Source organism: Dactylosporangium sp. CA-152071, assembly GCF_050936335.1.
GTDB lineage: Bacteria > Actinomycetota > Actinomycetes > Mycobacteriales > Micromonosporaceae > Dactylosporangium > Dactylosporangium maewongense.
This window is the reverse complement of record NZ_JBNJMZ010000001.1, coordinates 7766536-7787380: the sequence shown is the minus strand read 5'-3', so window position 1 is coordinate 7787380 and position 20845 is coordinate 7766536. Positions and strand designations below refer to the sequence as shown.

At 72.0% G+C, this 20845-nt stretch carries 14 protein-coding genes; 6 read left to right on the top strand and 8 right to left on the bottom strand.

The window, feature by feature from the left end; all coding sequences use genetic code 11:
- Positions 1 to 109: 109 nt before the first annotated feature.
- The gene (locus ACQEVZ_RS35085; protein WP_433374502.1) at positions 110 to 1705 is read left to right on the top strand and encodes a methyl-accepting chemotaxis protein; all 1596 of its coding nucleotides are present in this window, start codon (positions 110 to 112) and stop codon (positions 1703 to 1705) included.
- A 14-nt stretch (positions 1706 to 1719) separates the two neighbouring features.
- On the opposite strand, the gene ACQEVZ_RS35080 is transcribed toward ACQEVZ_RS35085, so the two are convergent.
- Both ACQEVZ_RS35080 and ACQEVZ_RS35075 read right to left on the bottom strand, forming a co-directional pair.
- A complete protein-coding gene (locus ACQEVZ_RS35080) occupies positions 1720 to 2688 on the bottom strand; it encodes a hypothetical protein (protein WP_433374499.1) in 969 nt (322 codons plus the stop codon).
- Positions 2689 to 2827: 139 nt separating this feature from the next.
- Complete coding sequence (locus ACQEVZ_RS35075; RefSeq protein WP_433374496.1) at positions 2828 to 6010, bottom strand: efflux RND transporter permease subunit; 3183 nt, start codon at positions 6008 to 6010, stop codon at positions 2828 to 2830.
- Positions 6011 to 6108: 98 nt separating this feature from the next.
- On the opposite strand from ACQEVZ_RS35075, the gene ACQEVZ_RS35070 reads away from it, so the two are divergent.
- From ACQEVZ_RS35070 to ACQEVZ_RS35055, 4 genes are all read left to right on the top strand, one after another.
- Positions 6109 to 6600 carry a MarR family winged helix-turn-helix transcriptional regulator gene (locus tag ACQEVZ_RS35070; protein WP_433374493.1) on the top strand — a complete coding sequence of 164 codons (492 nt, stop codon included), beginning with the start codon at positions 6109 to 6111 and terminating at the stop codon, positions 6598 to 6600.
- A 9-nt stretch (positions 6601 to 6609) separates the two neighbouring features.
- Positions 6610 to 8031: a glutamate--tRNA ligase gene (gltX, locus tag ACQEVZ_RS35065; RefSeq protein WP_344506166.1), complete on the top strand. Its 1422-nt coding sequence runs from the start codon at positions 6610 to 6612 to the stop codon at positions 8029 to 8031.
- An 85-nt stretch (positions 8032 to 8116) separates the two neighbouring features.
- Positions 8117 to 9394: a cellulase family glycosylhydrolase gene (locus ACQEVZ_RS35060; RefSeq protein ID WP_344506165.1), complete on the top strand. Its 1278-nt coding sequence runs from the start codon at positions 8117 to 8119 to the stop codon at positions 9392 to 9394.
- A 289-nt stretch (positions 9395 to 9683) separates the two neighbouring features.
- Complete coding sequence (locus ACQEVZ_RS35055) at positions 9684 to 11654, top strand: cutinase family protein (protein WP_433374489.1); 1971 nt, start codon at positions 9684 to 9686, stop codon at positions 11652 to 11654.
- 131 nt (positions 11655 to 11785) lie between these two features.
- On the opposite strand, the gene ACQEVZ_RS35050 is transcribed toward ACQEVZ_RS35055, so the two are convergent.
- The 6 genes from ACQEVZ_RS35050 to ACQEVZ_RS35025 all read right to left on the bottom strand — a co-directional run bounded on the left by ACQEVZ_RS35050 (position 11786) and on the right by ACQEVZ_RS35025 (position 18345).
- Positions 11786 to 13087: a TIGR04013 family B12-binding domain/radical SAM domain-containing protein gene (locus ACQEVZ_RS35050; protein WP_344506163.1), complete on the bottom strand. Its 1302-nt coding sequence runs from the start codon at positions 13085 to 13087 to the stop codon at positions 11786 to 11788.
- A gap of 63 nt (positions 13088 to 13150) precedes the next feature.
- Positions 13151 to 13819: a vWA domain-containing protein gene (locus ACQEVZ_RS35045; protein WP_344506162.1), complete on the bottom strand. Its 669-nt coding sequence runs from the start codon at positions 13817 to 13819 to the stop codon at positions 13151 to 13153.
- Positions 13820 to 13901: 82 nt separating this feature from the next.
- On the bottom strand, positions 13902 to 15245 hold the full coding sequence (locus ACQEVZ_RS35040; RefSeq protein ID WP_433374485.1) for a hypothetical protein: 1344 nt from the start codon (positions 15243 to 15245) through the stop codon (positions 13902 to 13904).
- Complete coding sequence (locus ACQEVZ_RS35035) at positions 15242 to 16588, bottom strand: protein phosphatase 2C domain-containing protein (protein WP_433374482.1); 1347 nt, start codon at positions 16586 to 16588, stop codon at positions 15242 to 15244. The genes ACQEVZ_RS35040 and ACQEVZ_RS35035 overlap by 4 nt, the downstream gene beginning before the upstream one ends.
- Before the next feature lie 64 nt (positions 16589 to 16652).
- Positions 16653 to 17771: a hypothetical protein gene (locus ACQEVZ_RS35030; RefSeq protein WP_433374479.1), complete on the bottom strand. Its 1119-nt coding sequence runs from the start codon at positions 17769 to 17771 to the stop codon at positions 16653 to 16655.
- Between the two features lie 442 nt (positions 17772 to 18213).
- The gene (locus ACQEVZ_RS35025; protein WP_433374476.1) at positions 18214 to 18345 is read right to left on the bottom strand and encodes a hypothetical protein; all 132 of its coding nucleotides are present in this window, start codon (positions 18343 to 18345) and stop codon (positions 18214 to 18216) included.
- 308 nt (positions 18346 to 18653) lie between these two features.
- On the opposite strand from ACQEVZ_RS35025, the gene ACQEVZ_RS35020 reads away from it, so the two are divergent.
- A complete protein-coding gene (locus ACQEVZ_RS35020) occupies positions 18654 to 20843 on the top strand; it encodes a hypothetical protein (RefSeq protein WP_433374474.1) in 2190 nt (729 codons plus the stop codon).
- Positions 20844 to 20845 lie beyond the last annotated feature (2 nt).

Below are 20845 nucleotides of genomic sequence, written 5' to 3'. Positions count from 1 at the left end.
GCAGGTCGCAGCAGCACGACCGGCGATCCGGCAACGCTGAGGGGGCGGGAAGCTCAGATCCGGGGCGAAACGCCCGATGGGTGGGGTAACCCCTTTGGAGGGCACCCGGATGAGCGCGACCACAGGTGTGCGGGGGCGGATCGGTGACGTGCCGGTCGGCGTGAAGTTCTTCGGTGCGGTGCTGATCGTCATGGTGACGTCCGCGGTCGTGGTCGGGTTGGGTATCGCGGGGCTGAACCGGCTGGCGGCGGGTGGGCAGACCGTGTACGACGACGGGGTCCGGCCCACGCAGACGCTCGCCCAGCTGCGCGCGGACGTGCTGGCGGACCTGAACACGACGGTGAAGTACTTCATCTCCAACGCCGAGTGGCGGGCGAAGCACAAGGAGCAGATGCAGCAGCTCGACGCCTCCATCGCCGCGTCGATGGAGCGGTATGCCGGCGAGACCGCCGACCCGGCCAGCCTCGACAGCCTCCGCAAGGACTGGGCGTCGTACATGCAGATCCGCGACACCGAGGTGCTGCCCGCCGCCGACAAGAACGACCTGAACGGGTTCTGGGACGGCTACAACAAGTCGGAGCAGCTGACCGACGACATGAACAAGCGGTTCGAGACCCTCGTGGCCGGTCAGGCCGGCGCCGCCGCCGCGGAGGCGAAGGCGCTGCGCGACCGGCGGGACAGCACCAACTGGCTGGTCGTCAGCGGCGCGGTGGTCAGCCTGCTGCTCGGCCTCGGCGTGGCGTGGCTGGTCACCCGCGCGGTCGTCGGCCCGCTGCGCCGGGTCACGGGGGTGCTGGAGGGGGTGGCCGACGGTGACCTGACCCGCACCACCGACGTCGGCGGGCGCGACGAGGTCGGCAAGATGGCGTCGGCGCTGAACCGGGCGATCGGCAGCATGCTCACCGCGGTCACGACGATCAGCACCAACGCCGCCGCGCTCGGCGGGTCGTCGCGGAACACGGCCGGTCTCGGCGACACCCTCGCCGGCGGCGCCGCGCAGACGGCGCAGCGGGCCGGCGCCGTGCGCCACGCCGCCCAGGAGGTGTCGAACCACGTGCAGACCCTCGCGGCCGCCGCCGAGGAGATGGGCGCCGCGATCCGCGAGATCGCCTCGAGCGCCGGCGACGCGGCGACCGTGGCGGGCGAGGCCGTCGCCTCGGCGCACGAGACGACCGGCATCGTGGGCCGGCTGGGCGAGTCGTCGTCGGAGATCGGCAACATCGTCAAGGTGATCACCTCGATCGCCGAGCAGACGAACCTGCTGGCCCTGAACGCGACGACCGAGGCGGCCCGGGCCGGCGACGCGGGCAAGGGGTTCGCGGTCGTCGCCTCCGAGGTGAAGGACCTCGCCCAGGAGACGGCCCGGGCGACCGAGGACATCGCGGCCCGGATCCAGACGATCCAGGCGGAGACGTCCGCGGCGGTGGCCGCCATCGAGGGGATCTCGCAGATCACCGACCGGATCAGCGACTACCAGACGACGATCGCCTCGGCGGTCGAGGAGCAGACCGCCACGACCGGCGAGATCAGCCGGAGCGTCTCGGAGGCCGCCGCGGGCGCCGACGAGATCGCCCGCACGATCGGCGGGGTCGCCGACGCCGCCGAGTCGACGAGCCAGACGGTCGAGGAGTCGCGGGCGACCGCCGACTCGCTCGCCCGCATGGCGTCGGACCTCAACGAGACGGTCGGCCGCTTCCGGGTGTGAGGTGGCGCGCCGCCCTACCCGACCACGATGAGCGACCCGATCGCGGCGCGGTGCGTCACGTACTCCTGCGCGACGACGTTGACGACGGCGACGGTACAGTCCGCCGGCCCGTCCTTGACCGTCGTCACCACGTCGAACTCCCCGTACGCGTCGGCGCGCCCCTGCTCCACGGTCAGCACGCCGATCCGGACGAGCAGGTGCGCGCCCGGCCGCAGCCCCCAGACGTGGACGTGCACGTCCGAGTCGCGCGCCGCGGTGCTCGGCGTGACCCGCAGCTCGGGCTTCGTGTCGAGCTCCCGCCGCAGCTCGGCGGTCGCCGCGGCGAGCTCGCGGGTCTCCTCCCGGAGCGGTCGCGTCCCGGAGATGAGCGACACCGAGGCGATGACCCCCACGACGCAGGCCGTCAGCGCCGCCAGCATGGCCCGGCGGGCGTCGCGGGCGGAGCGCTCCGGGATGTCCTCGACGGCTTCCCAGACCAGCGCGGTGTCCACCAGCGGCGACGAGAGGTTGTGCCGGTGGAGCGCGGGCTCGCCGTCCGTCAGCACCTGCAGCTGGACCGCGGCTCTGCGGCGCAGCAGCCCGGGTGCGACGCGCACCGACGTGCCGCCGCCGGTCGCTTCGAGGCCGGCCGACGCCGGGTCGAGGTTCACCACCTCGACCACCGGCACCGTCAGGTCCAGCGTGATGGGGCTGCCGGCGCTGAACTGCTCCCGGGGGATGTCGTGCCGGCCCGTGTTGCGGACCGAGACCCACACCACGAACGGGTCGGCGACCGGCGTCCCGCCGTGCTGGACCGTGAGCGACCCGGCCCGGAGGAACGCCGCGGGGGTGCCGAACCGGACCGTGATCCGCCGCTTCGGCGGTAGCAGCGCCGAATACCCGAGGCGCGCCGAGATGACGGCGAGGACCAGGCTCGCGACCGTCAGCGCGATGGTCAGGCCGTTGAACGCCGGGCCGTCGAGCAGGTTGAGCGCCAGTGACATGGGGGTCCTCGCCTGCCGGGAGTAGGGCCGCGACGGCAGACATTACTGTTCGTCGAACTCTTGCGGATCGGTCGAGCGCACAGACGCAACCGGCCACCCGTCGAGGTGACGGGTGGCCGGTCGGTCGTGCGGTGCGGATCTAGTGCGACGGTGCGGGCTCGAGCGGGTCGACGCGGTGCCGGCCCTCGGCGTCCACCGCGGCCGGCCCGCCCGTCTCCGACGGGGACGTGGGGGCGGCGTGCCGGCCCTCACGCTTGAGGCGGCGGCGCTCCTTCACGCCTTCGACCATGGTGTACAGCGTGGGCACGAGCACCAGCGTCAGCAGGGTCGAGCTGACCAGGCCGCCGATGACCACGATCGCGAGGGGCTGGGAGATGAACCCGCCCTCGCCGGTGAGGCCGACGGCCATGGGCAGCAGGGCGCAGATCGTCGCGACGGCCGTCATCAGGATCGGGCGGAGCCGGTGCCGGCCGCCCTCGATGACCGCCTGCCGGACGGGCATGCCGCTTTCCCGGTACTGGTTGATGAGGTCCATCAGCACGATCGCGTTGGTGACGACGATGCCGATGAGCATCAGGACGCCGATCATCGAGGGCAGCCCCAGCGGGGTGTCCGTGATGAGCAGGAGCAGGATCGCCCCGGTCGCCGCGAACGGGATCGACACCAGCAGGATGAACGGCTGCGCGATGCTGCGGAACGTCGCCACCATGATGATGAAGACGATCGCGATCGCGGCGAGCATGGCCAGGCCGAGCTGCGCGAACGCCTCCTGCTGGTCCTGGGTGACGCCGCCGAGGGTGACGGTCGCGCCGGCCGGCAGGGTCAGCGTGTCGATCTTCTTCTGCAGGTCCGCGGAGACCGTGCCCAGGTCGGAGCCCTCGGCCCGGCCGGTGACGGAGGCGCTGCGGTTGCCGTCGATGCGGGTGATGGCGACCGGGCCGGCGCCCTCCTTGACGTCCGCGATCTCGTCCAGCCGGACGAACGGCGTCTTGCCGCCCTGGACGGGGATCGCGAGCGCCTTGAGCGCGTCGAGCGTGGCCGGGGCCGGGCCGGAGCGCAGGATCAGGTCGCGCTCCTGGCCGTCGACGGTGAGCTGGGCGAGGTTCTGCCCGCGGTACGCGGCGCTGACGATGCCGCCGACGGCCGCGTCGGACAGCCCGTACTTCGCCGCGACGTCCCGCTTGACCCGCACCTCGATGCGCGGGTTGCTGGCCGCGAGGTTGCTCTCCACGTCCGCGATGCCCGGGGTGCCGGTCATCGCCTCCTGCGCGGCCTTCGCCGCGGTGGCCAGGTCCGTGGTGTTGTTGGCCTTGACGACGACCTCGAGCTGGTCGGTGGAGCCGCCACCACCGCCACCGGCGGCGATCTTCACGGTGCCGAACGCCTTCTGGTCGGTGACCTGCTTGCGCAGCTCCTCGATGACCTTGTCGACGTCGGCGTTCTCCTTCGCGGTGACCGAGAAGTTGGACGTGTTGCCCGCCTGCGCGCCGGCGAAGCCGAAGCCGGCCGAGGCGCCGATGGTGACCTGGTAGGACTCGATGTCGGAGCGGGCCCCGAGGAGGTCCTCGACCTTCTTCGTGGCGGCGTCGGTGACGGCGAGGCTGGAGCCGACCGGCAGCTCCTGCGAGATGGAGAACTCCGTCTGGCCGCTCTGGTCGATGAAGTTGGTCTTCAGCTGGCCGGCCAGGATGAGCGTCGCGACGAACACGAGGAGGCTGAAGCCGACGGTCGCCCAGCGGGTGCCGCGGCTGCGGGTGACCCAGCTGACGATCGGCACGTAGGTCCGCTGGAGGCGGCTGCGCTCCTCCTTGTCGAGGGCCTTGGCGAGGATCGCCTCCCGCTCCAGGGCGCCGACCTGCTTCGGCGGGCGCAGGAACCAGTACGCGAGGACCGGCACGACGGTCAGCGAGACCAGCAGCGACGCGAGCAGCGCCACGGTGATGGTGATCGCGAACGGGCGGAACAGCTGCCCGGCGAAGCCGCCGACGAGACCGATCGGCAGGAACACCGCGACCGTGGTCAGGGTGGAGGCGACGACGGCGCTGGTGACCTCGCGGACGCCGGTGAGGATCGCGTGGCGTTTCTCCTCGCCGTACTCCAGATGTCGTTTGATGTTCTCCAGCACGACGATGGAGTCGTCGACGACGCGGCCGACGGCGATGGTGAGCGCGCCGAGGGTGAGCAGGTTGAGCGAGTAGTCGCCGGTCCACAGGCCGATCAGGGCGACGACGACCGACAGCGGGATCGACACCGCGGTGACGAGCGTCGAGCGCAGCGAGAACAGGAAGACCAGGATCACCAGCACGGCGAAGAGCAGGCCGAGGGCGCCCTCCGTGCTGAGGCTCTTGATGGACTTCTCCACGAACGGCGCCTGGTCGAAGACGGACGTGATCGCCACGTCGCCGCCGAGCTCCTTCTTGAGGCCGTCGAGCTTGTCCTGCACCTCGTGGCTGATCTTCACCGCGTTGCCGTCGGGCGAGGCGGTGACCGCGATGCCGAGGCTGGGCTTGCCGTTGGTGCGGGTGATCGACGTCGTCTCGGCGGTCTTCAGCTCGACCTTGGCGACGTCACCGAGCTTCGCCGTCGGCGTGACGTTGAGGTTCTTCAGGTCGTCGAGGGTCGCGAGGGTACCGCCGACCTGCACGGAGAGGCTGCGGTCGCCCTCGGTGAGGGTGCCGGCGGGGAACGACACGCCGTTGGACTTCAGCGCGGCGGTCACCGTCTGGGAGTTGACCCCGGCCGGGAACGCCTTCGCCGGGTCCAGCGTGATCTCGACGTCCTGCTTCCCGGCGCCGGTGACCTCGACGGCGCGCACGCCCTCGATCCCCTGCAGCGCGGGCACGACGATCGCGTCGAGCTGCTGCGCGAACGCGACCTGGTCGCCGGACTTGCTGGCGGCGAGCACCACGGCCGGCAGGTCGTCGGTCGATCCGGCGATGACCTGCGGGTCGACGGTCGACGGCAGCGTCGACTTGATCCGGTTGATCGCGGTCTGGATCTTGTTGGTGATGTCGTCGATGGACGAGCCGAACTCGAACGACACCTGGACCGTCGCGACCCCCTCACGCGTGGTGGAGGTGATGTCGGTCAGCCCCGGCACGCCTTGGAGCGCGTTCTCGATGGGCTGGGTGACCTGCTCCTCCACGATGTCCGGCGACACGCCCGGGTAGGGCGCCAGCACGAACGCGGCGGGGAAGTCGATCGACGGGATGAGCTGCTGTTTCAACGAAGGGATGGCAATGGCGCCGAAGCCCAGGACGACGATCGCGATGATCGCGACCAGCCCCCGGTTCGCCAAACTGAGCCGGGCGAGGAACGACATGTCTGGAGTCTTCTTCCGATCGGCTAAGACAGACGTTAGTTCGTGTGATGCTAACCGTTCGCCTCGCACAAAATGGTTACAGGGGGTACAACTTCCCTGTGAAGACTCACAGGGAAGCGCTGCTGCTGCGCGTGATGACGGCCGAGCAGCGTCTGCGCACCCTGTTCGCGTACGACCGGACCAACCGGCTGTTCTCAGTAAACCTCACGATGCAGCAGCTCAAGGTGCTTATTCTGCTGGCCCGACACGATGGGATCGCCTCGCAGGAGCTGACCCGGCACCTCGGCGTGACGTTGGCCACCCTGTCCGGGATCGTCGACCGCCTCGTGACGCACGGCTACGTCACCAGGGCCGAGGACCCGCACGACCGCCGGATCCGCCGGCTCCACCTGTCGGCCGCCGGGCAGGAGCTCCTGGTCGAGATCATGGACAGCGGCGCCCGCGCCCAGCAGCGGCTGCTGAGCCGCGTCGACGACGACACGCTGCTCTTGCTGGAGACCGTCCTGGCCCGGCTGCTGGAAGCGGCCCGTGAGGATGCGCTGGAGCAGGGCATCGCAATCCCGGATGACCTCGAAAATGCCAGCCACTAGGCTGGGGGTGTGACGGTTCGCGTGCGTTTCGCCCCCTCCCCCACCGGGATGTTCCATGTCGGCGGTGCCCGTTCGGCCCTGCAGAACTGGATCTATGCCAAGCAGCAGGGCGGGGTGTTCGTGCTGCGGATCGAGGACACCGACGCGGCCCGCAACCGGCCTGAGTGGACCGAGGGCATCCTCAACGCCCTCGCGTGGATCGGCATCGCCCGCGACACCTACGAGGGGCCGTATTTCCAGTCGTCGTACGCGGAGCAGCACACCGCCGCCGCGCACGAGCTCTACACCGCCGGGAAGGCGTATTACTGCGACTGCACCCGGGAGCAGATCCAGGAGCGGTCCGGCCCGCAGTTCCGCGGCTACGACGGGTTCTGCCGCGACCGGTCCCTCGGCCCCGGCGAGGGCCGCGCGCTGCGCTTCCGCACCCCTGACGAGGGCTCGACCGTCGTGGTCGACCTGGTCCGCGGCGAGCCCACGTTCGACAACAAGCTCATCGAGGACTTCGTCATCGCCCGCGCCGACGGCTCCGCGGTGTTCCTGCTCGCCAACGTCGTCGACGACATGACCATGGGCATCACCCACGTCATCCGCGCCGAGGAGCACCTGCCCAACACGCCGAAGCAGCAGCTGCTGTGGGCGGCGCTGGGCAAGACCCCGCCGGTGTGGGCGCACGTGCCGGTGGTGGTCAACGAGAAGCGCCAGAAGCTGTCGAAGCGCCGCGACAAGGTGGCCCTGGAGCAGTACCGCGACGAGGGCTACCTCGCCGACGCGATGCGCAACTACCTGATGCTGCTCGGCTGGGCGCCGTCCAACGACCGCGAGATCGTGCCGTGGTCCGTGATCGAGGACGAGTTCCGCCTGGAGGAGGTCAACCCGTCGCCGGCGTTCTTCGACGAGAAGAAGCTCCGCGCGTTCAACGGGGAGTACATCCGCGCCCTGACGCCGCAGGAGTTCACCGACGCCTGCCGGCCGTGGCTGACCGGCACGCCGGTCGCGCCCGGCGGCACCCCGGTCGCCGCTCCCCCGTGGGACCCGGCCGACTACGACCCGAAGGTCTTCGACGCGCTCGCCCCGCACGCGCAGACCCGCATCGCGCTGCTCGCCGAGATCGTGCAGAACGTCGACTTCGCGTTCCTGCCGGAGCCGGCCGTCGACGAGGCCGCCTGGGCGAAGGCGATGAAGGACGGCGCGGCCGACCTGCTCGGCGCGGCGATCGCGGCGTTCGGGACGGCGGCGTGGGACGCGGAGTCGCTGAAGTCGACCCTGGAGGCGGTCGGCGCCGAGCGGGGGCTGAAGCTCGGCAAGGCCCAGGCGCCGATCCGGGTCGCGGTCACCGGCCGGTCGGTGGGGCTGCCGCTCTTCGAGTCCCTCGAGGTCCTCGGCCGCGACCGCACCCTCGCCCGCCTCCGCGCGGCCCTCGACAAGCTCTGACCGCGCGACCCCGGGCAGGGTTCGTCCGGCGGCTTCACCCTGCCCGCGGGTGTGACCCGGACCCGCCCGGGTAGCGGTTCGCCTCGTGAGAAGCCTGGTCGTGCTCGCCGTGCTCGCCGGTGCCCTGCTGACACCCGCCCGGGCCGCCCATGCCGAGGCCGAGGCCGCCCCGCGCACCGGGATCCACGTGCGCGACGGGCGGCTCGTCGAGGCCAGCGGCAGCGACCTCGTGCTGCGCGGCGTCAACCACGACTTCATGTGGTACCCGGACCGCAACAGCTCGTTCGCCGCGATCAAGGCCGCCGGCGCCAACGCGGTCCGGCTCCCGCTCGGCATCGGGCACCAGTGGCGGCGCAGCGGCACCGAGGACATCGCGAAGGTCGTCGGGCTGTGCAAGGCGAACCGGCTCATCTGCATCCTCGACGCGCACGACACGACCGGCTTCGGCCAGGACCGGAAGGCCGCGACGATGGCGCAGGCCGTCCAGTTCTGGCTCGACGTCCGCGAGGCCCTCGCCGGCTCGGAGGACCACATCATCGTCAACATCGCCAACGAGCCGTTCGGCAACGGCACGACGATGCCCTGGGTGCAGCAGACCTCCGACGCGATCCGGGCGCTGCGCGCCGCCGGCTACCGCAACGCGCTCATGGTCGACGCGCCCGGCTGGGGCCAGGACGAGTCGTTCGTGATGCGCGACAACGCGGAGAAGGTCCGCGACGCCGACCCGCAGGGCAACACGCTGTTCGACATCCACATGTACGGCGAGTTCGGCACCGCCGGGAAGGTCAACTCCTACCTGAGCTCGTTCACCGAGCGCCGCCTGCCGATCCTCATCGGCGAGTTCTCCGGCGAGCACCAGTGGGGCGACCCCGACGAGGACGCGATCATGGCCTTCGCGGAGGCCCGCGAGCTCGGCTACTTCGGCTGGTCGTGGAGCGGCAACGACAAGCAGTACAGCTACCTCGACCTGGTCGACGACTTCGACGCCGGGAAGCTCACCGCCTGGGGCCGCCGCTTCATCTCCGGCCCCAACGGGCTGACCACCGGCACCCGCGAGGCCACCGTCTACCGCAACAGCGGCGCCGCCTCCCAGCCCCGGGCACCGCAGCAGGTGCGGGTCCTGGACGTGACCAGCTCGCAGGTCGTGCTGTCCTGGAAGCCCCGGCGCTACGCGATCTACCAGGTGGTGGCGGTCGACGGCGCCGCGGAGACCCGCGTCCTCACGACCAACCGGTCGACGGTGACACTGCGCGGGCTGCGCGGCTCGACCGAGCACACGTTCGCCGTGTACTCCAGGGACCTCCTCGGCACCCGCTCGCCACGCTCCGCGCTCGTCGCCGCCGTCACCACACCGGCGAGCTGACCGGCCGCCCGGCCGTTGTGTCTCCGGTCTCCGGTCACCGCGCCGCGGTGACCAGTCGCTGGCCACTGCCGTGCATCAACGAGCCGCGCCGTCCCGGCGACACGGGCCGATCGGGAGAACGACACCAGGTCTGCCCGACCCGGTGACGGATCCGCGCCGGAACAGGCGCGCACGCACCGTGACGACCGATGTCCGCAGCGGGCACGCTCAATAGGCTCGTCCGGGTTCACCGAAGGTAGCGCCGACGTCACGCGCACCCGGTCTCGACCCGTCAGAGGAGTGCCCGCAGATGCACTTACCGTTGAAACCCGCCGTCTTACTCTGCGCGGCGCTCGCCGCCGTCCTGCCTGCCGTCGCCCCGGTGGGCGCGGCGCCGGCCGCCGCGCACGCCCCAGTCTGCGACGACCTCGTCGAGGTGATCGCGTTCCGCGGATCCGGCGAGGACCAGAACACCAAGGACGGCGAAGCCCACGAGTGGATGGGCCCGCGGCTCAAGGGCATCGTCGACGAGGCCCGGACGATGACCACGTCCGACGGCGTCAACCTCAACCACGCACCCGTCTGGGGCGTGCCGCTCGCCGACTACCCGGCGATCCCGCTCGAGGACTACCTCAACCTGTCGCCGCTCAGCTTCAAGGCCGAGCCCGCGAAGATGCTCGAGTCCGCCGGCAAGGGCGGCACCGCCGCCTGGAAGCACATGGTCGAGTCGCGCCGCGCCTGCCCCGGCCGCCGGTTCGTGCTGCTGGGCTACTCCCAGGGCGCGACCGCGGCCCGGATCGCGCTGAAGTACACGCCCGACTCGTGGATCGCCGGCACGTTCCTCATCGGCGACCCGGAGCTGCACCCGGGCGCCGGCTACGCGAAGGGCACCGGCGCGACCGGCGGCGGCGGTTCGCTGCTCGCCGCGTACCGGACCATGGGCGGCGACGTCGACGCGCTGCTGCCCGACCAGCTCGCCGGGCGGAAGTTCGCCACGTACAGCTTCTGCCACGTCCACGACCCGGTCTGCGACGCGCGGCTGCTGTGGAACTCCGACGAGCACACCAACTACGGCGTGGCCGCCGCGGAGCGCAGGACCCTCGCCACCGTCATCGTCGACATGTACCGCACGGCGCGGAACAACCCGCCGCCGGCGACGGAGAAGGTCGCCCTCGACGTGGTGTTCGCGATCGACACGACCGGCTCGATGACGCCGTACATCACCAACGCCCGCAGCTCCGCGGCGAGCATCGCGGACAAGCTGCGCACGTCGTCCTCCAGCTTCCAGGTGGGGCTCGCCGAGTACCGCGACCACGGCGACGAGTTCGTGGCGCGGGTCGTCACGCCGCTCACCGGCGACGCCACCGCCTTCCGGTCGGGCCTGGACAAGCTCATCGCGGCCGGCGGTGGCGACACCCCCGAGGCCGTCTACTCCGGCATGATCACCGCCGCGGGGGTCGCGTGGCGGCCCACCGCCCGCCGGGTCGTCATCGTCATCGGCGACGCCCCCGCCCACGACCCGGAGGCGGTCACCGGCTACACGAGGGACGACGTCGTCAAGGCGTTCAACGCCGCGGGCAGCTTCGCCTCCGCCAAGCTGGCGCCGTCGTCGACCGGGCCGATCCGCCTGTACGGGCTGGCCGCCGACACCACCCTGCAGGCCCAGCTGAGCGCGATCGCCACGGAGACCGGCGGCGAGGTCGCCCCGATCGGCGACCCGGCCGACGTCGCCGCGAAGATCCTCGAGTCGCTCGCCGACGCCACGTCCGCGCCGGTCGTCACGCTGGGCGTGCCGGCCGCGTTCGCCGGGGTCCCCACGACGATGACCGCGACCGACGCGAACGCCGCCGCCGGTCTCACCTACGAGTGGGACGTCGACGGCGACGGCACCGCCGACGAGACGACCGCGACCGGGCAGCTGACGCACACGTACGCGAAGGCGGGCTCGTACAAGGTGACCGTGCGCGTCAAGGACGGCGAGGGCCACGAGACGGTCGCCACGGCAACCCAGACGGTGACGGCCGCCCCCGGCGTGGTGACCGTGCCGCTCGGCGGCCCTTCCGAGCCGCCGGGGAGCGCCACCCCGACCGCGCCGGCGACGACCCCGCCGGCGACGCCCTCCGGTACGCCGGCCTCACCGGTACCGGCGACGACACCGAAAGCCGAGGACCAGCTCGGACGTACGGGCTCGAACCTGATGCCCCTGCTCTACGCCGGCTTCGGCCTGATCGTGGCCGGCGCGGCGCTGCTGGTGACGATCCGTCGCCGCCGCCTGCGCTAGCCGTCACTCCACCGGCTGACCGTCGCCGCATCGCTCGCGGCGGCGGTCAGCCGGAGCGCCGCGTCGTGTCAGGCGCCCGCGGTGCCGTCGGTGGCCCGCCGACAACCCGGGTGCCCTGGTCCTGGCCGGGCTCACCCGCGGGGCTCCTCCGCGAGCGGGAGCAGGGTGCGGCTGCGGCCGGGGCGCGGGTACTCGACCGCCGCGGCGGCGAGCCGGGTGGCGTGCTCGCGCTGCTTCTGCCAGTGCCCGTACAGCGCCCCCTGCTGCGCGAGCCGCGACACGGCGCGGATCGTCTCGGGGTCGACGTCCCCGGGCGGCGCGTCCCGCCACGGCGTGCCCGGCAGCGGCATGAACACGTGCGAGTGGATCCTGGCGCCGAGCCCCGCCAGCTCCTGCGCCAGCCGCAGCGACGCCTCCGCGTCCGCCGGGTCCTCCCCCGGCATGCCGAAGATCATGTCGACGTTGATCCGGAACCCTTCGGCGATGCCGATCCGCACCGCCCGCCGCACCGACTCGACGTCGTGCCCCCGTTTCGCGGCCGCCAGGACGCGCTCCGACCCCGACTGCGCCCCGACGATGAGGTTGTCGTTGGCGCAGTACCGCTTGACGAGCCGCAACGCCTCGACGGTCATGTGCTCGGGCCGGATCTCGCTCGGGAACGACCCGAAGAACACCCGCCCGTCCGGGCCGATCCCTTCCTTGCAGCTCGCGAGGAGCTCTTCCACCGCCGCGAGGTCCGGCTCCTCCCCGTCGGTCCCGTAGGACAGCGACGTCGGCGTGATGAACCGCACGTCCCGCTTCCCGAGCTCCCGCATCCGGTCCACGTGCCACCGCACGTTCTCCACGCTGCGGTGCCGGAACCGCGCCGAGAACATGAACGGCGTCTGGCAGAACCGGCACGCGTAGATGCAGCCCCTGGTGATCTCGATCGGGTTCATCCGCTTGTACGACAGGGGGAACGCCCGATAGGTCCCCAGCGGCTCCTTGTGCGCCTTCCCGTTGCGCCGCACCGCGCCGGTGCCGTCCCGGTGGACCAGCCCCGCGATGCCCTCCGGCTCGCCGCCGCTGTCGACGAGGTCGAGGAACGTCCGCTCCCCCTCCCCCACCGCCGCGACGTCCCACCCGGCGTCGAGCGTCTGCACGGGCTCCGCGGTCGCGTGCACCCCGCCGGCGACGTGCACCGCCCCGGGCGCCTGCTCCTTGATCGTCGCCAGCTCCTCGGCGAGGGCGGCGGCGTCCGGCGAGTAGAACGACCACAGCACCAGCTTGCGCCCCGGCCGGTCGTTGATCGCCTCGATGGTGGCCCGCGCCGACTCCGCGAACACCACCTCGTACCGCGTCTGCGTGACGTGCTCTTCGAGCGCCGCCAGCAGCGTGTGGAACCCGTAGGTCACCGCCTTGCGGTACCGCAGAATCAGGACCAGGTCGCTCACACGGTGCAGTGTAGGCAGCCCGCGGCGGGGCGCCGCCGCGTGCCGTGCCGCTCGCGCCCTCGGTCAGTCGACGAACTCGATCGGCACGCGCGTGTACCCGGGGACGTCGTCCGGGATGCGGAACTCCTGGGCGCTCGCCGAGGCCACGAGGGTGTTGAGCAGGCTGGTGAGCATCGAGACGATCGCCTCCTTCTCCTTGTCCACGTCGGTGGCGAGGTAGGCGGCCTTCGTGGCGATCTTCCCGAGCACCGTCGCGTTGGCGGTGCCGAAACCGTAGGAGATGATGTGCGGCCTGCGGCGCCACGAGGCGTCGGTGAGCGCGTTGAACTGGGTGGCCCAGTCCTTGTCCATCGGCTCGCCGTCGGTGAGGATGAACACCGCCGGCCGGAGCACGGCTCGGCGGCCGTCGTGCGTCAGCCCGCTGATGTCAGCGTCGATGCGCTGCTTGACCAGCTGGAACATCTTGCCGTAGTTGGTCGTGCCCTGGCACGTGATGGTGGGCAGGTTCTCGACCGTCTCGATGTCCGACAGCTCCAGCACGACGTGCGCGTCCGTGTTGAAGGTGATGATGGAGACGTGTGCGAACTCGGCGACGCGCGGGCTGTTGCCGACCACGTCGAACACGTGGTCGACCGTGTCGTTGAGCAGACTCTCGTGCGATTTCATCGATGACGAGGTGTCGATGACCAGATAGGTCGGCAGGCACTTCGACTTCAGTGCTGGCGCGTTCACGGCGCTCGATCCCTTCGGTTGTCGGACGTACCACGGTCACCCGGCTCGCTCGTGTACTGACGGACGGCTGGCACGCACGCGCTCAGAGCGACGACAGCAGGGCGTAACCGCCGCAGAACAGCGCCACCGCGATGGCGATGAGGATGGCGATCGCGATGAACCCCAGAACCGGGTTCCCGCCGGCGGACGACGAACGCGTCGCCCTGGCGCTGACCCGCGGCGGCGGCCGGCGGATGTTCCCAGTGCCGCCGGCCGGCCGGGTCGGCGAGGTGCGCGCCGGGTTCCTTCCGGCCGGTCCGGGCACGATCGAAGGGGTGGCCCGGGTGCCCTGGGTGCCGGCGGGCGTCCGCCGCGGCTGCGTGGGCATCGGCCGGATCGAGCCCGTGACCGTCGCCCGGCCGGTGGCGGTGACGGGCCCACTGGTCAGGGTGGGCGGGCCGGGCCGGCTGGGCTGGTTGGGCGGGCCCGGCCGGATCGTCTGGGTGGGGGTGACCGGCGCACCGGCTCGGGTGGGCGGGCCCGTCCGCTGCCGTGGCCGCCAGTCGATGACGCCGGACGGGTCGACCGTGCCGAACGCCTGCAGGAGCTGCCGGAGGCTCGGCCGGCCCTGCCGGGTCGGGGCCGTCAGCATCCGCAGCAGGGTGTCCGGGACGTCGCCACCCGAGCCGGAGAGCGCGGCCGTGACCTCGGGCACCTCGCGCTTCGCGGTGAGCACCCGGGCGATCAGCAGCGCGACCCGGTACCGGTCGACGTACGTGTCGACCTGCTGCGGCATCGGTGTGAGCGGGTCCTCGAAGTTCGCCGTGTTGACGTGCGGGCGCGGCCCGTAGGAGCTGCCGTCGATGTCGATGAGGTACACGGTGTGCCTGGTGGGGTGCCAGAACGCGTTGGCGTAGGACCAGTCCGCGTAGACGATGCCGCAGCGCTCGAAGAGCCCGGCGAGCTGGGCCAGCATGACGCAGAACTGGGTCCGGTCGGGCGCGGACTGCTCCGGCACCCCGCGCTTGACGAGGTAGTCGTTCGGCTTGGCGAGCCAGTCGATCGGGAGCCGCTCGCGCCGGATCGACGCCGTCTTGGAGTTCGTCGACTTCCAGGAGACCAGCAGGTCGTCGGGGGCCTCCGGCATGACGACGCCGACGGTGCGGTCGCCGTCGGTGACCCGGCTGACCGGCCAGGCGGTCGACTGCGCCACGAGCGTGCGGTCCGTGGCGTCCGGCAGGGCCGCGGGCTGGGCGATCAGGCGGTCCATGGCGGCGATGTCCAGGGCCGCCGCCGCGTCCCAGGTGTACCGCTTGAACAGCAGCCCCGGGCGCGCCGGGATGCGCCAGACGCCCTCGCTCTGCCCGCCGCCCTGGAACTGGGGCGGGCCGTCGAACCTGCCGAGCACGGGGATCTGCACCACGGCCGGCAGGTGCATCACGCTCATGGCCGTGCCGCTTCCGGGCCGCCGGGCGCGTGCGGCCAGACCACCACCGCGGTGCGGTCGTCGAGCAGGCCCTTGGCCTGGAAGTCGACGTCGAGCATGAACGACGCGAGCGGCGGCGGATCCCGCCACCGGTCGGCGAACCAGTGCTCGGCGCCGTCGACCTGGCTGAACGCGTCGGCGACGCCGTCGGAGAGCAGCGCGACCGCCACCGCCTCGTTCAGGTCGAACAGGATCGCCCGGGCGGCCTGAGGGTAGTGCGGCAGGAACGCGCTGAGCACGCTGCCGTCGAACTGCTCCTTCGCCTCGCCGGTCAGGCACTGCCAGCGCTGCCGCCGCAGCATCCACAGGTGGGTGTCGGCCAGCTGCCCGGCCCAGGCGATGCGCCGTACGCCGGTGGAGCGCGTCGGCAGCACGGCCAGGGCGAGGGTGGTCCGGACGTGTGCGGGGTCGAGTCCCCGCTCGCGGGCGGCCGCGGCGATGTTGCCGGCGACCTCGGCGAAGATCCGCTCGACCGACAGGCGGTCGGGCGGCACCCCCTGGTCCAGCTCCCGGCGCAGCAGCCCGACGGCGGTGCCGACCGCGACCGACGCCCCGAGCTCCGCGCGCGAGCTGTCCGACATGCCGTCGGCGACCGCGATGATGAGGTGGTCGCCGGTGGCGTCCTGGGCGACCCGGTAGGCGTCCTGCCTCGGCTTCGCGGGGCGTTCGCACCGGTGTCCTGCGCCGACCACGGACGCCGCGCGGATCCGCAGGTCGCCCACGCGCGCCTGGTCGGCCGCGACGCCGGGCGGCGACGCCGGCTCCTGCGGCAGCAGCCACGCCATCTGCGAGGCCCGTGACACGGGGGCGAACCGGGGCGGCACGGCGTGCGCCGGCACCAGGTCGCTGTGCGCGGGGCTGCCGGCGTGGGGATCCTGCACCGGTTCGGGCCGGCCCTGACGTGGCGGGGGCGGCGCCTGGTCGGTGCCGTTCCTGCCGCGCTCCGCGGGCGGCCGGCCGTCCCTGTGGTCGTGGCCCGGCGACGGGTACCGGCGCTCGAACTCCCGGTCGATCGGCGGCGGGACCGGCGCCGGCGGGCCGTCGTCGGCGCCGTCCGGGCCCGTGACGCGGCCGCCGGCGCGCTCCCGGCCGCCGCGCTGGGCCGAGCGGGCGTGCTCCCGCCACCCCCGGCGGGCTTCGCCCTGGTGCATGTCCCGGCGCATGCCGTCCTGGCGTGTGCCGTCCTGACGCGCGGTGTCCCGGTCGTCCGGTTCTGAGGCGCCGGTGGCGCCGGTGGCGGTTCCCTGGCCGCGCAGCACGCTCGAGATGCCGTGGCGCAGCCGCGTCAATATCTGCATGGACATCGATCTCTTCTCGTTCGCCAGGGTGCCCACCGCGATGGGCACGAACACCGGGTAGGGACGGCGGTCAGTTGCTGGTCGGCCCGGACTGGGCCGGCCTGCGCTTCCGCCAACCGGCGACACCGGTCGGGTCGGCCGGCGGGGCGGCCTGGTGCGGGCCGGGCGCCGCGGTCGCGTTCCGAGGCTCGGGTGGCGATTGCGGTGTCGAGCGCGGCGCGGTCGGCGGGGCGGCCTGGTGCGGACCGGACGGCGCGTCCGGGGCGGCGGCCGGCGGACCGGCGACCGGCCCGCCGAGCCTCGCGTTCACCGGCGGCGGCCCGCCGGTCGCCATGTTCCGGGTGTTGCGGAGCAGCTGGTCGCGGATCTCCTCGATGTCCATGTTCTGGATCAGGCCGGCGTCGAGCATCCTGCGGAACATCTCGTCGGAGCTGCGGAACACCGCGTCCTGCCGCTGCTCGAGCTCCTGCTGCCGGGCGTGCATCAGCCGCAGCACCTGGAGAGTCTGGTCGGGGTGGTGCCGCAGGTGGGCGGCGAGCGACCCGAACTCCCCCCGCACCCCGGCAGCCACCGCGCGCATGCGCTCGCGCTCCAGCTCCTGCTCCGGCTGGAGGGGCGCGGCGTCGAGGGCGTGCCCGCGGGCGGCGTCGTCGCGCGTGACGTGCGCGGAGACGTGGTCGATCGTCAGGCCGTAGCCGAAGATGCGGACCGGCGGGTCGTAGAGTTCGTTGATCTCCTGTTCGACCTGGTCGCAGTCGGTGATCTCGTACTTCCTGCCGACCTTGCGCATGGCGTCCATGACGCGCCGGACGACGACCTGCTCGCCGTCGCGGACCCCCTCGCGCACGACCTTGACCGGGTCGGTGACCTGCCAGCCGATGTCGACCTTCGCCGCGAAGAAGGAGCTGTCGCTCTTCGCCGGCAGCGGGTCCCGCCCGGTGGAGACGGTGCACTCGTGGTGGGAGATGTCGACCTCGTACATGGTCTTGTACCGGCCGGACATCGCCTCGCCGAAGGTCAGCAGCCGGCCGAGGTCCTCCAGCTTGCCTTCCTGGGTCGAGTACACCGCGGTCACGCCGGCCCTGAGGATCGGCCTGGCGAGCAGCTGCACCCTGGCGACCGGCTGCTCGCTCAGGATCAGCGAGCGGGGCTGCGCCGGGTGGCCCTGTCGAGGGTCCTGTCGAGGCATCGGGTACATCACCGGTCTCCAACCTTCAGGTGACGGCGGCCAGAACGGCCTGCGGATGCCGGCCGCCTACGGACGTCAGGCGATCCCGCCCGCGGTGACCCGCCGCTCCGGAACACCTGGCCGGCGCCGAGCTCGCGGCCGGGCCGCCCGACGACGAGCGGCGCCACGCGATGACTGATGCATACGCCTGCCATTGAGGGCCCTCCGGAGGATTCCGGTCATGCCGACGACGGCGGCGGGCCGGGCGGCCGCGGCGTGACGCACACGGTGCCCATCGGCATCCTCCGGTCGGTCGCCTGTCGCGGTCCTCCCCCATCTGACGGACAGCGGCGCAGGCGGGCACGACCGGCCCTCAGGTCCTCAGGTCCGGCCGCGACCGACACCGGGGTCGAGGCGGTGCCACGACCCCGGCGGTCATCAGGACGTCACGGACGGCCTCGTCTCATCGAACGGCGCGGAAGATCCCGCGCACGAGGTCCTGGATGTCGTGCCGTTCGTCGCCGGCGGTCGCCGCCCTCCGGTGGTCGTGGCGCGCGCCGAGCCCGCGGATGACCGCGGGGAAGAGCCACAGCATGCCCGTGACGATCGTGACGCGCGCCGGCGCCGCGTGGCGTGGCGGTCGGCGTCTCCTGCAGAGCGCGACGAGCGCCCCGACGGCCGTAGGCCGGTAGTGCATGGGAACCCCCTGGTTGATCGCGGATCTTGTCCTTGTTCGCGGTTAGGCATATTGAGCTGGACCGACGTCAATCGGTCCAGACTCCGGAACAATTCCGGATGACCTCGAATAGGCCATTCGGCCGACCGTGCCGCCGGCGCTGGGTATGGCTTTCCGGATCGACGGTTCGTAGGCTGTTCCGGAACGTTCGGCGCCGCGAGTCGAACGTGATCGAGGTGGTCTCAAGGGGGTTGAGCGATCTGACGATCGTCAGTGCCGCCGATCTTTCGACCGCCAGGGATTGGGCGGATTTCGGGCGGCTGCTCAGCCGGTTGAAGCTCGACCGTGGGCTGTCATTCATCCAGATCCAGAAGCGGGCAGAGGCGCTGAGCCTGCAACGGAGCCTCCCGCCAGCGACGGTGAATCCGATCATGAAGGGGATGCGGCGACCGGCGAAGGAGTCGCTGGAGTGCCTGCTCGAGGTCTTCGACGTGCGGCCGGCGGAGCGAACTGCCTGGCTGTCGGCGTGGCAGCGGCTCGTCGAGACGCTGTCGGCCACATCCCTGCCGCGCTTCGACGAGGTGTCGCCGCGGCAGCTCGGAGTGCATGCGGCGATCACGGCCGGCGACAGCAGCGGGGAGCTGCCGGTGTACGTGCAGCGCGACTTCGACGATCATCTCCGCAGCCATCTTTCGGAACAGATCGATCGAGGCCGTTTTGTGCTGCTGGTCGGCCGGTCATCGTCGGGCAAGACGAGATCGCTGTATGAGGCGGTGCGGGTCGTCGCTCCGAATTGGCCGATTGTGCAGCCCTCCGGAACCGCCGAGATCATCGATCTCCTGCACGGCACGCGGCAGCGGATCATTGTCTGGCTCGACGAGATGCAGCGCTTTCTCGGTGCCGATCCGCGGCTTACCAAGGAACACGTCATACGGCTGCTCCAATTCCCCGCGCTGGTGGTCGCGACGCTGTGGTCCGACGACTACCTGATGCGGAGGTCGCCGGGTGGGTCCGGCGTCCCGGCAGACCTCCAGAACGACCGCAGGCTCCTCGATCTCGCAGAGGTCGTGAGCGTGTCCGCGGAGCTGTCCGGCGAGGAACGCGCCGCGGCCGTCCAGGCCGCCAGGACCGACCCCCGGATCCGGCTGGCGCTCGCCGTCCAGGATGCCGGGCTCACGCAGGTGCTCGCGGCCGGGCCCGACCTGCTGCGGCGCTGGGAGCACGCGCCGGACCCCTACGCCAAGGCGGTCATCAGCTTCGCCGCCGACGCGCGGCGGCTGGGGGTGCTGTCGCCGATCACCGAGGCCACGTTCGAGTCGGCGATCGGCGGCTACCTGACCTCGTCGCAGCGCGTCAACCGGCCGCCGCGGTGGCTCGCCGACGCTCTGGCGTTCAGCCAGCAGGAGGTGCACGGTGCGGTGGCGGCGCTGGCGACAAGGGACGATGGCCGGACAGGCCGGCTGACCGGCTATGTCGTCGCGGACTACGTGGCGCAGCACATCCGGCGTGCGCAGTGCCCTCCGGCCGGTGCGTGGGAGGCGCTCGTCACCGGTGTCGAAGACGCGGAAGACCTGCGTCGCCTCGCCTTCGCGGCCACCGCCCGCATGCGCTACCGCCACGAGGAGCAGGCGCTGCGGCGGCTTCTGGAGCTCCACGGAGAGGGCGTCGTCGAGCTCGCCGGGGTGCTGTTGCGCAGCGGGCGTGTTCAGGAGGCGCTCGACCTGCTGCGCCAGCACCTGGACGCGACGCCGGACGACCGCGTCGCGGCGGCCCGCCATGCCCACATCGCCACGCTGGCCCGGCGGGTCGGCGAACTGCGCACCGCCGCGGAGGCCGGCGATGCCGAGGCTGGCCGGCGGCTCGCCGAGCTGTGCGCCGACGGAGGCGTGGCCGATGCGCTGCGAGCCAGGGCGGATGCCGGCAGCCTCCTGGCCGAGGAGGACCTCGCGGCGTTGCTGGCCGACCGTGGCGCCGTCGACGAGCTGCGGTCGCGAGCCGACTCGGGCAAGCAGCCGGCCGCCGACGCCCTCGCCGAGCTGCTGGCCTCGCACGGCCGCAGAGACCTGCTGCAACAGCGGGCCGAAAGAGGAGATCAGGCCGCCGCGCGGCAGCTGATGAAGCTCCGCGACTCGACCACTGCGGCGGACGGCGCCGCGGTGCAAGCGCAGATCGCTCACCTGCGACGCGGGATCATCGGCGGCGACGATGCGGCGGCCCGGCAGCTGACCACTCTGCTGTTCGACCTTCGCAACGAGGCCGAGCTGCGGCGCGAGGTCGACGCCGGCACACTTCAGGCCGCCGAGCGGCTCGTCGCGCTGCTCAACGCCGACGAGAACGTCGACCGTTCGTTCGTCGACCGTCTCCGCACGCACGGCCTCGAAGCGGACGGCGCCCCCTGTGTGCCCGGGGAGGCGTGACG

What these genes read in the sequence shown, in the direction of transcription:
- ACQEVZ_RS35030 (WP_433374479.1), bottom strand. Translation starts at nt 17,771, where the DNA reads ATGCCTCGACAGGACCCTCGACAGGGCCACCCGGCGCAGCCCCGCTCG.
- ACQEVZ_RS35080 (WP_433374499.1), bottom strand. Translation starts at nt 2,688, where the DNA reads ATGTCACTGGCGCTCAACCTGCTCGACGGCCCGGCGTTCAACGGCCTG.
- ACQEVZ_RS35085 (WP_433374502.1), top strand. Translation starts at nt 110, where the DNA reads ATGAGCGCGACCACAGGTGTGCGGGGGCGGATCGGTGACGTGCCGGTC.
- ACQEVZ_RS35025 (WP_433374476.1), bottom strand. Translation starts at nt 18,345, where the DNA reads ATGCTGTGGCTCTTCCCCGCGGTCATCCGCGGGCTCGGCGCGCGCCAC.
- ACQEVZ_RS35035 (WP_433374482.1), bottom strand. Translation starts at nt 16,588, where the DNA reads ATGTCCATGCAGATATTGACGCGGCTGCGCCACGGCATCTCGAGCGTG.
- ACQEVZ_RS35075 (WP_433374496.1), bottom strand. Translation starts at nt 6,010, where the DNA reads ATGTCGTTCCTCGCCCGGCTCAGTTTGGCGAACCGGGGGCTGGTCGCG.
- ACQEVZ_RS35055 (WP_433374489.1), top strand. Translation starts at nt 9,684, where the DNA reads ATGCACTTACCGTTGAAACCCGCCGTCTTACTCTGCGCGGCGCTCGCC.
- ACQEVZ_RS35040 (WP_433374485.1), bottom strand. Translation starts at nt 15,245, where the DNA reads ATGAGCGTGATGCACCTGCCGGCCGTGGTGCAGATCCCCGTGCTCGGC.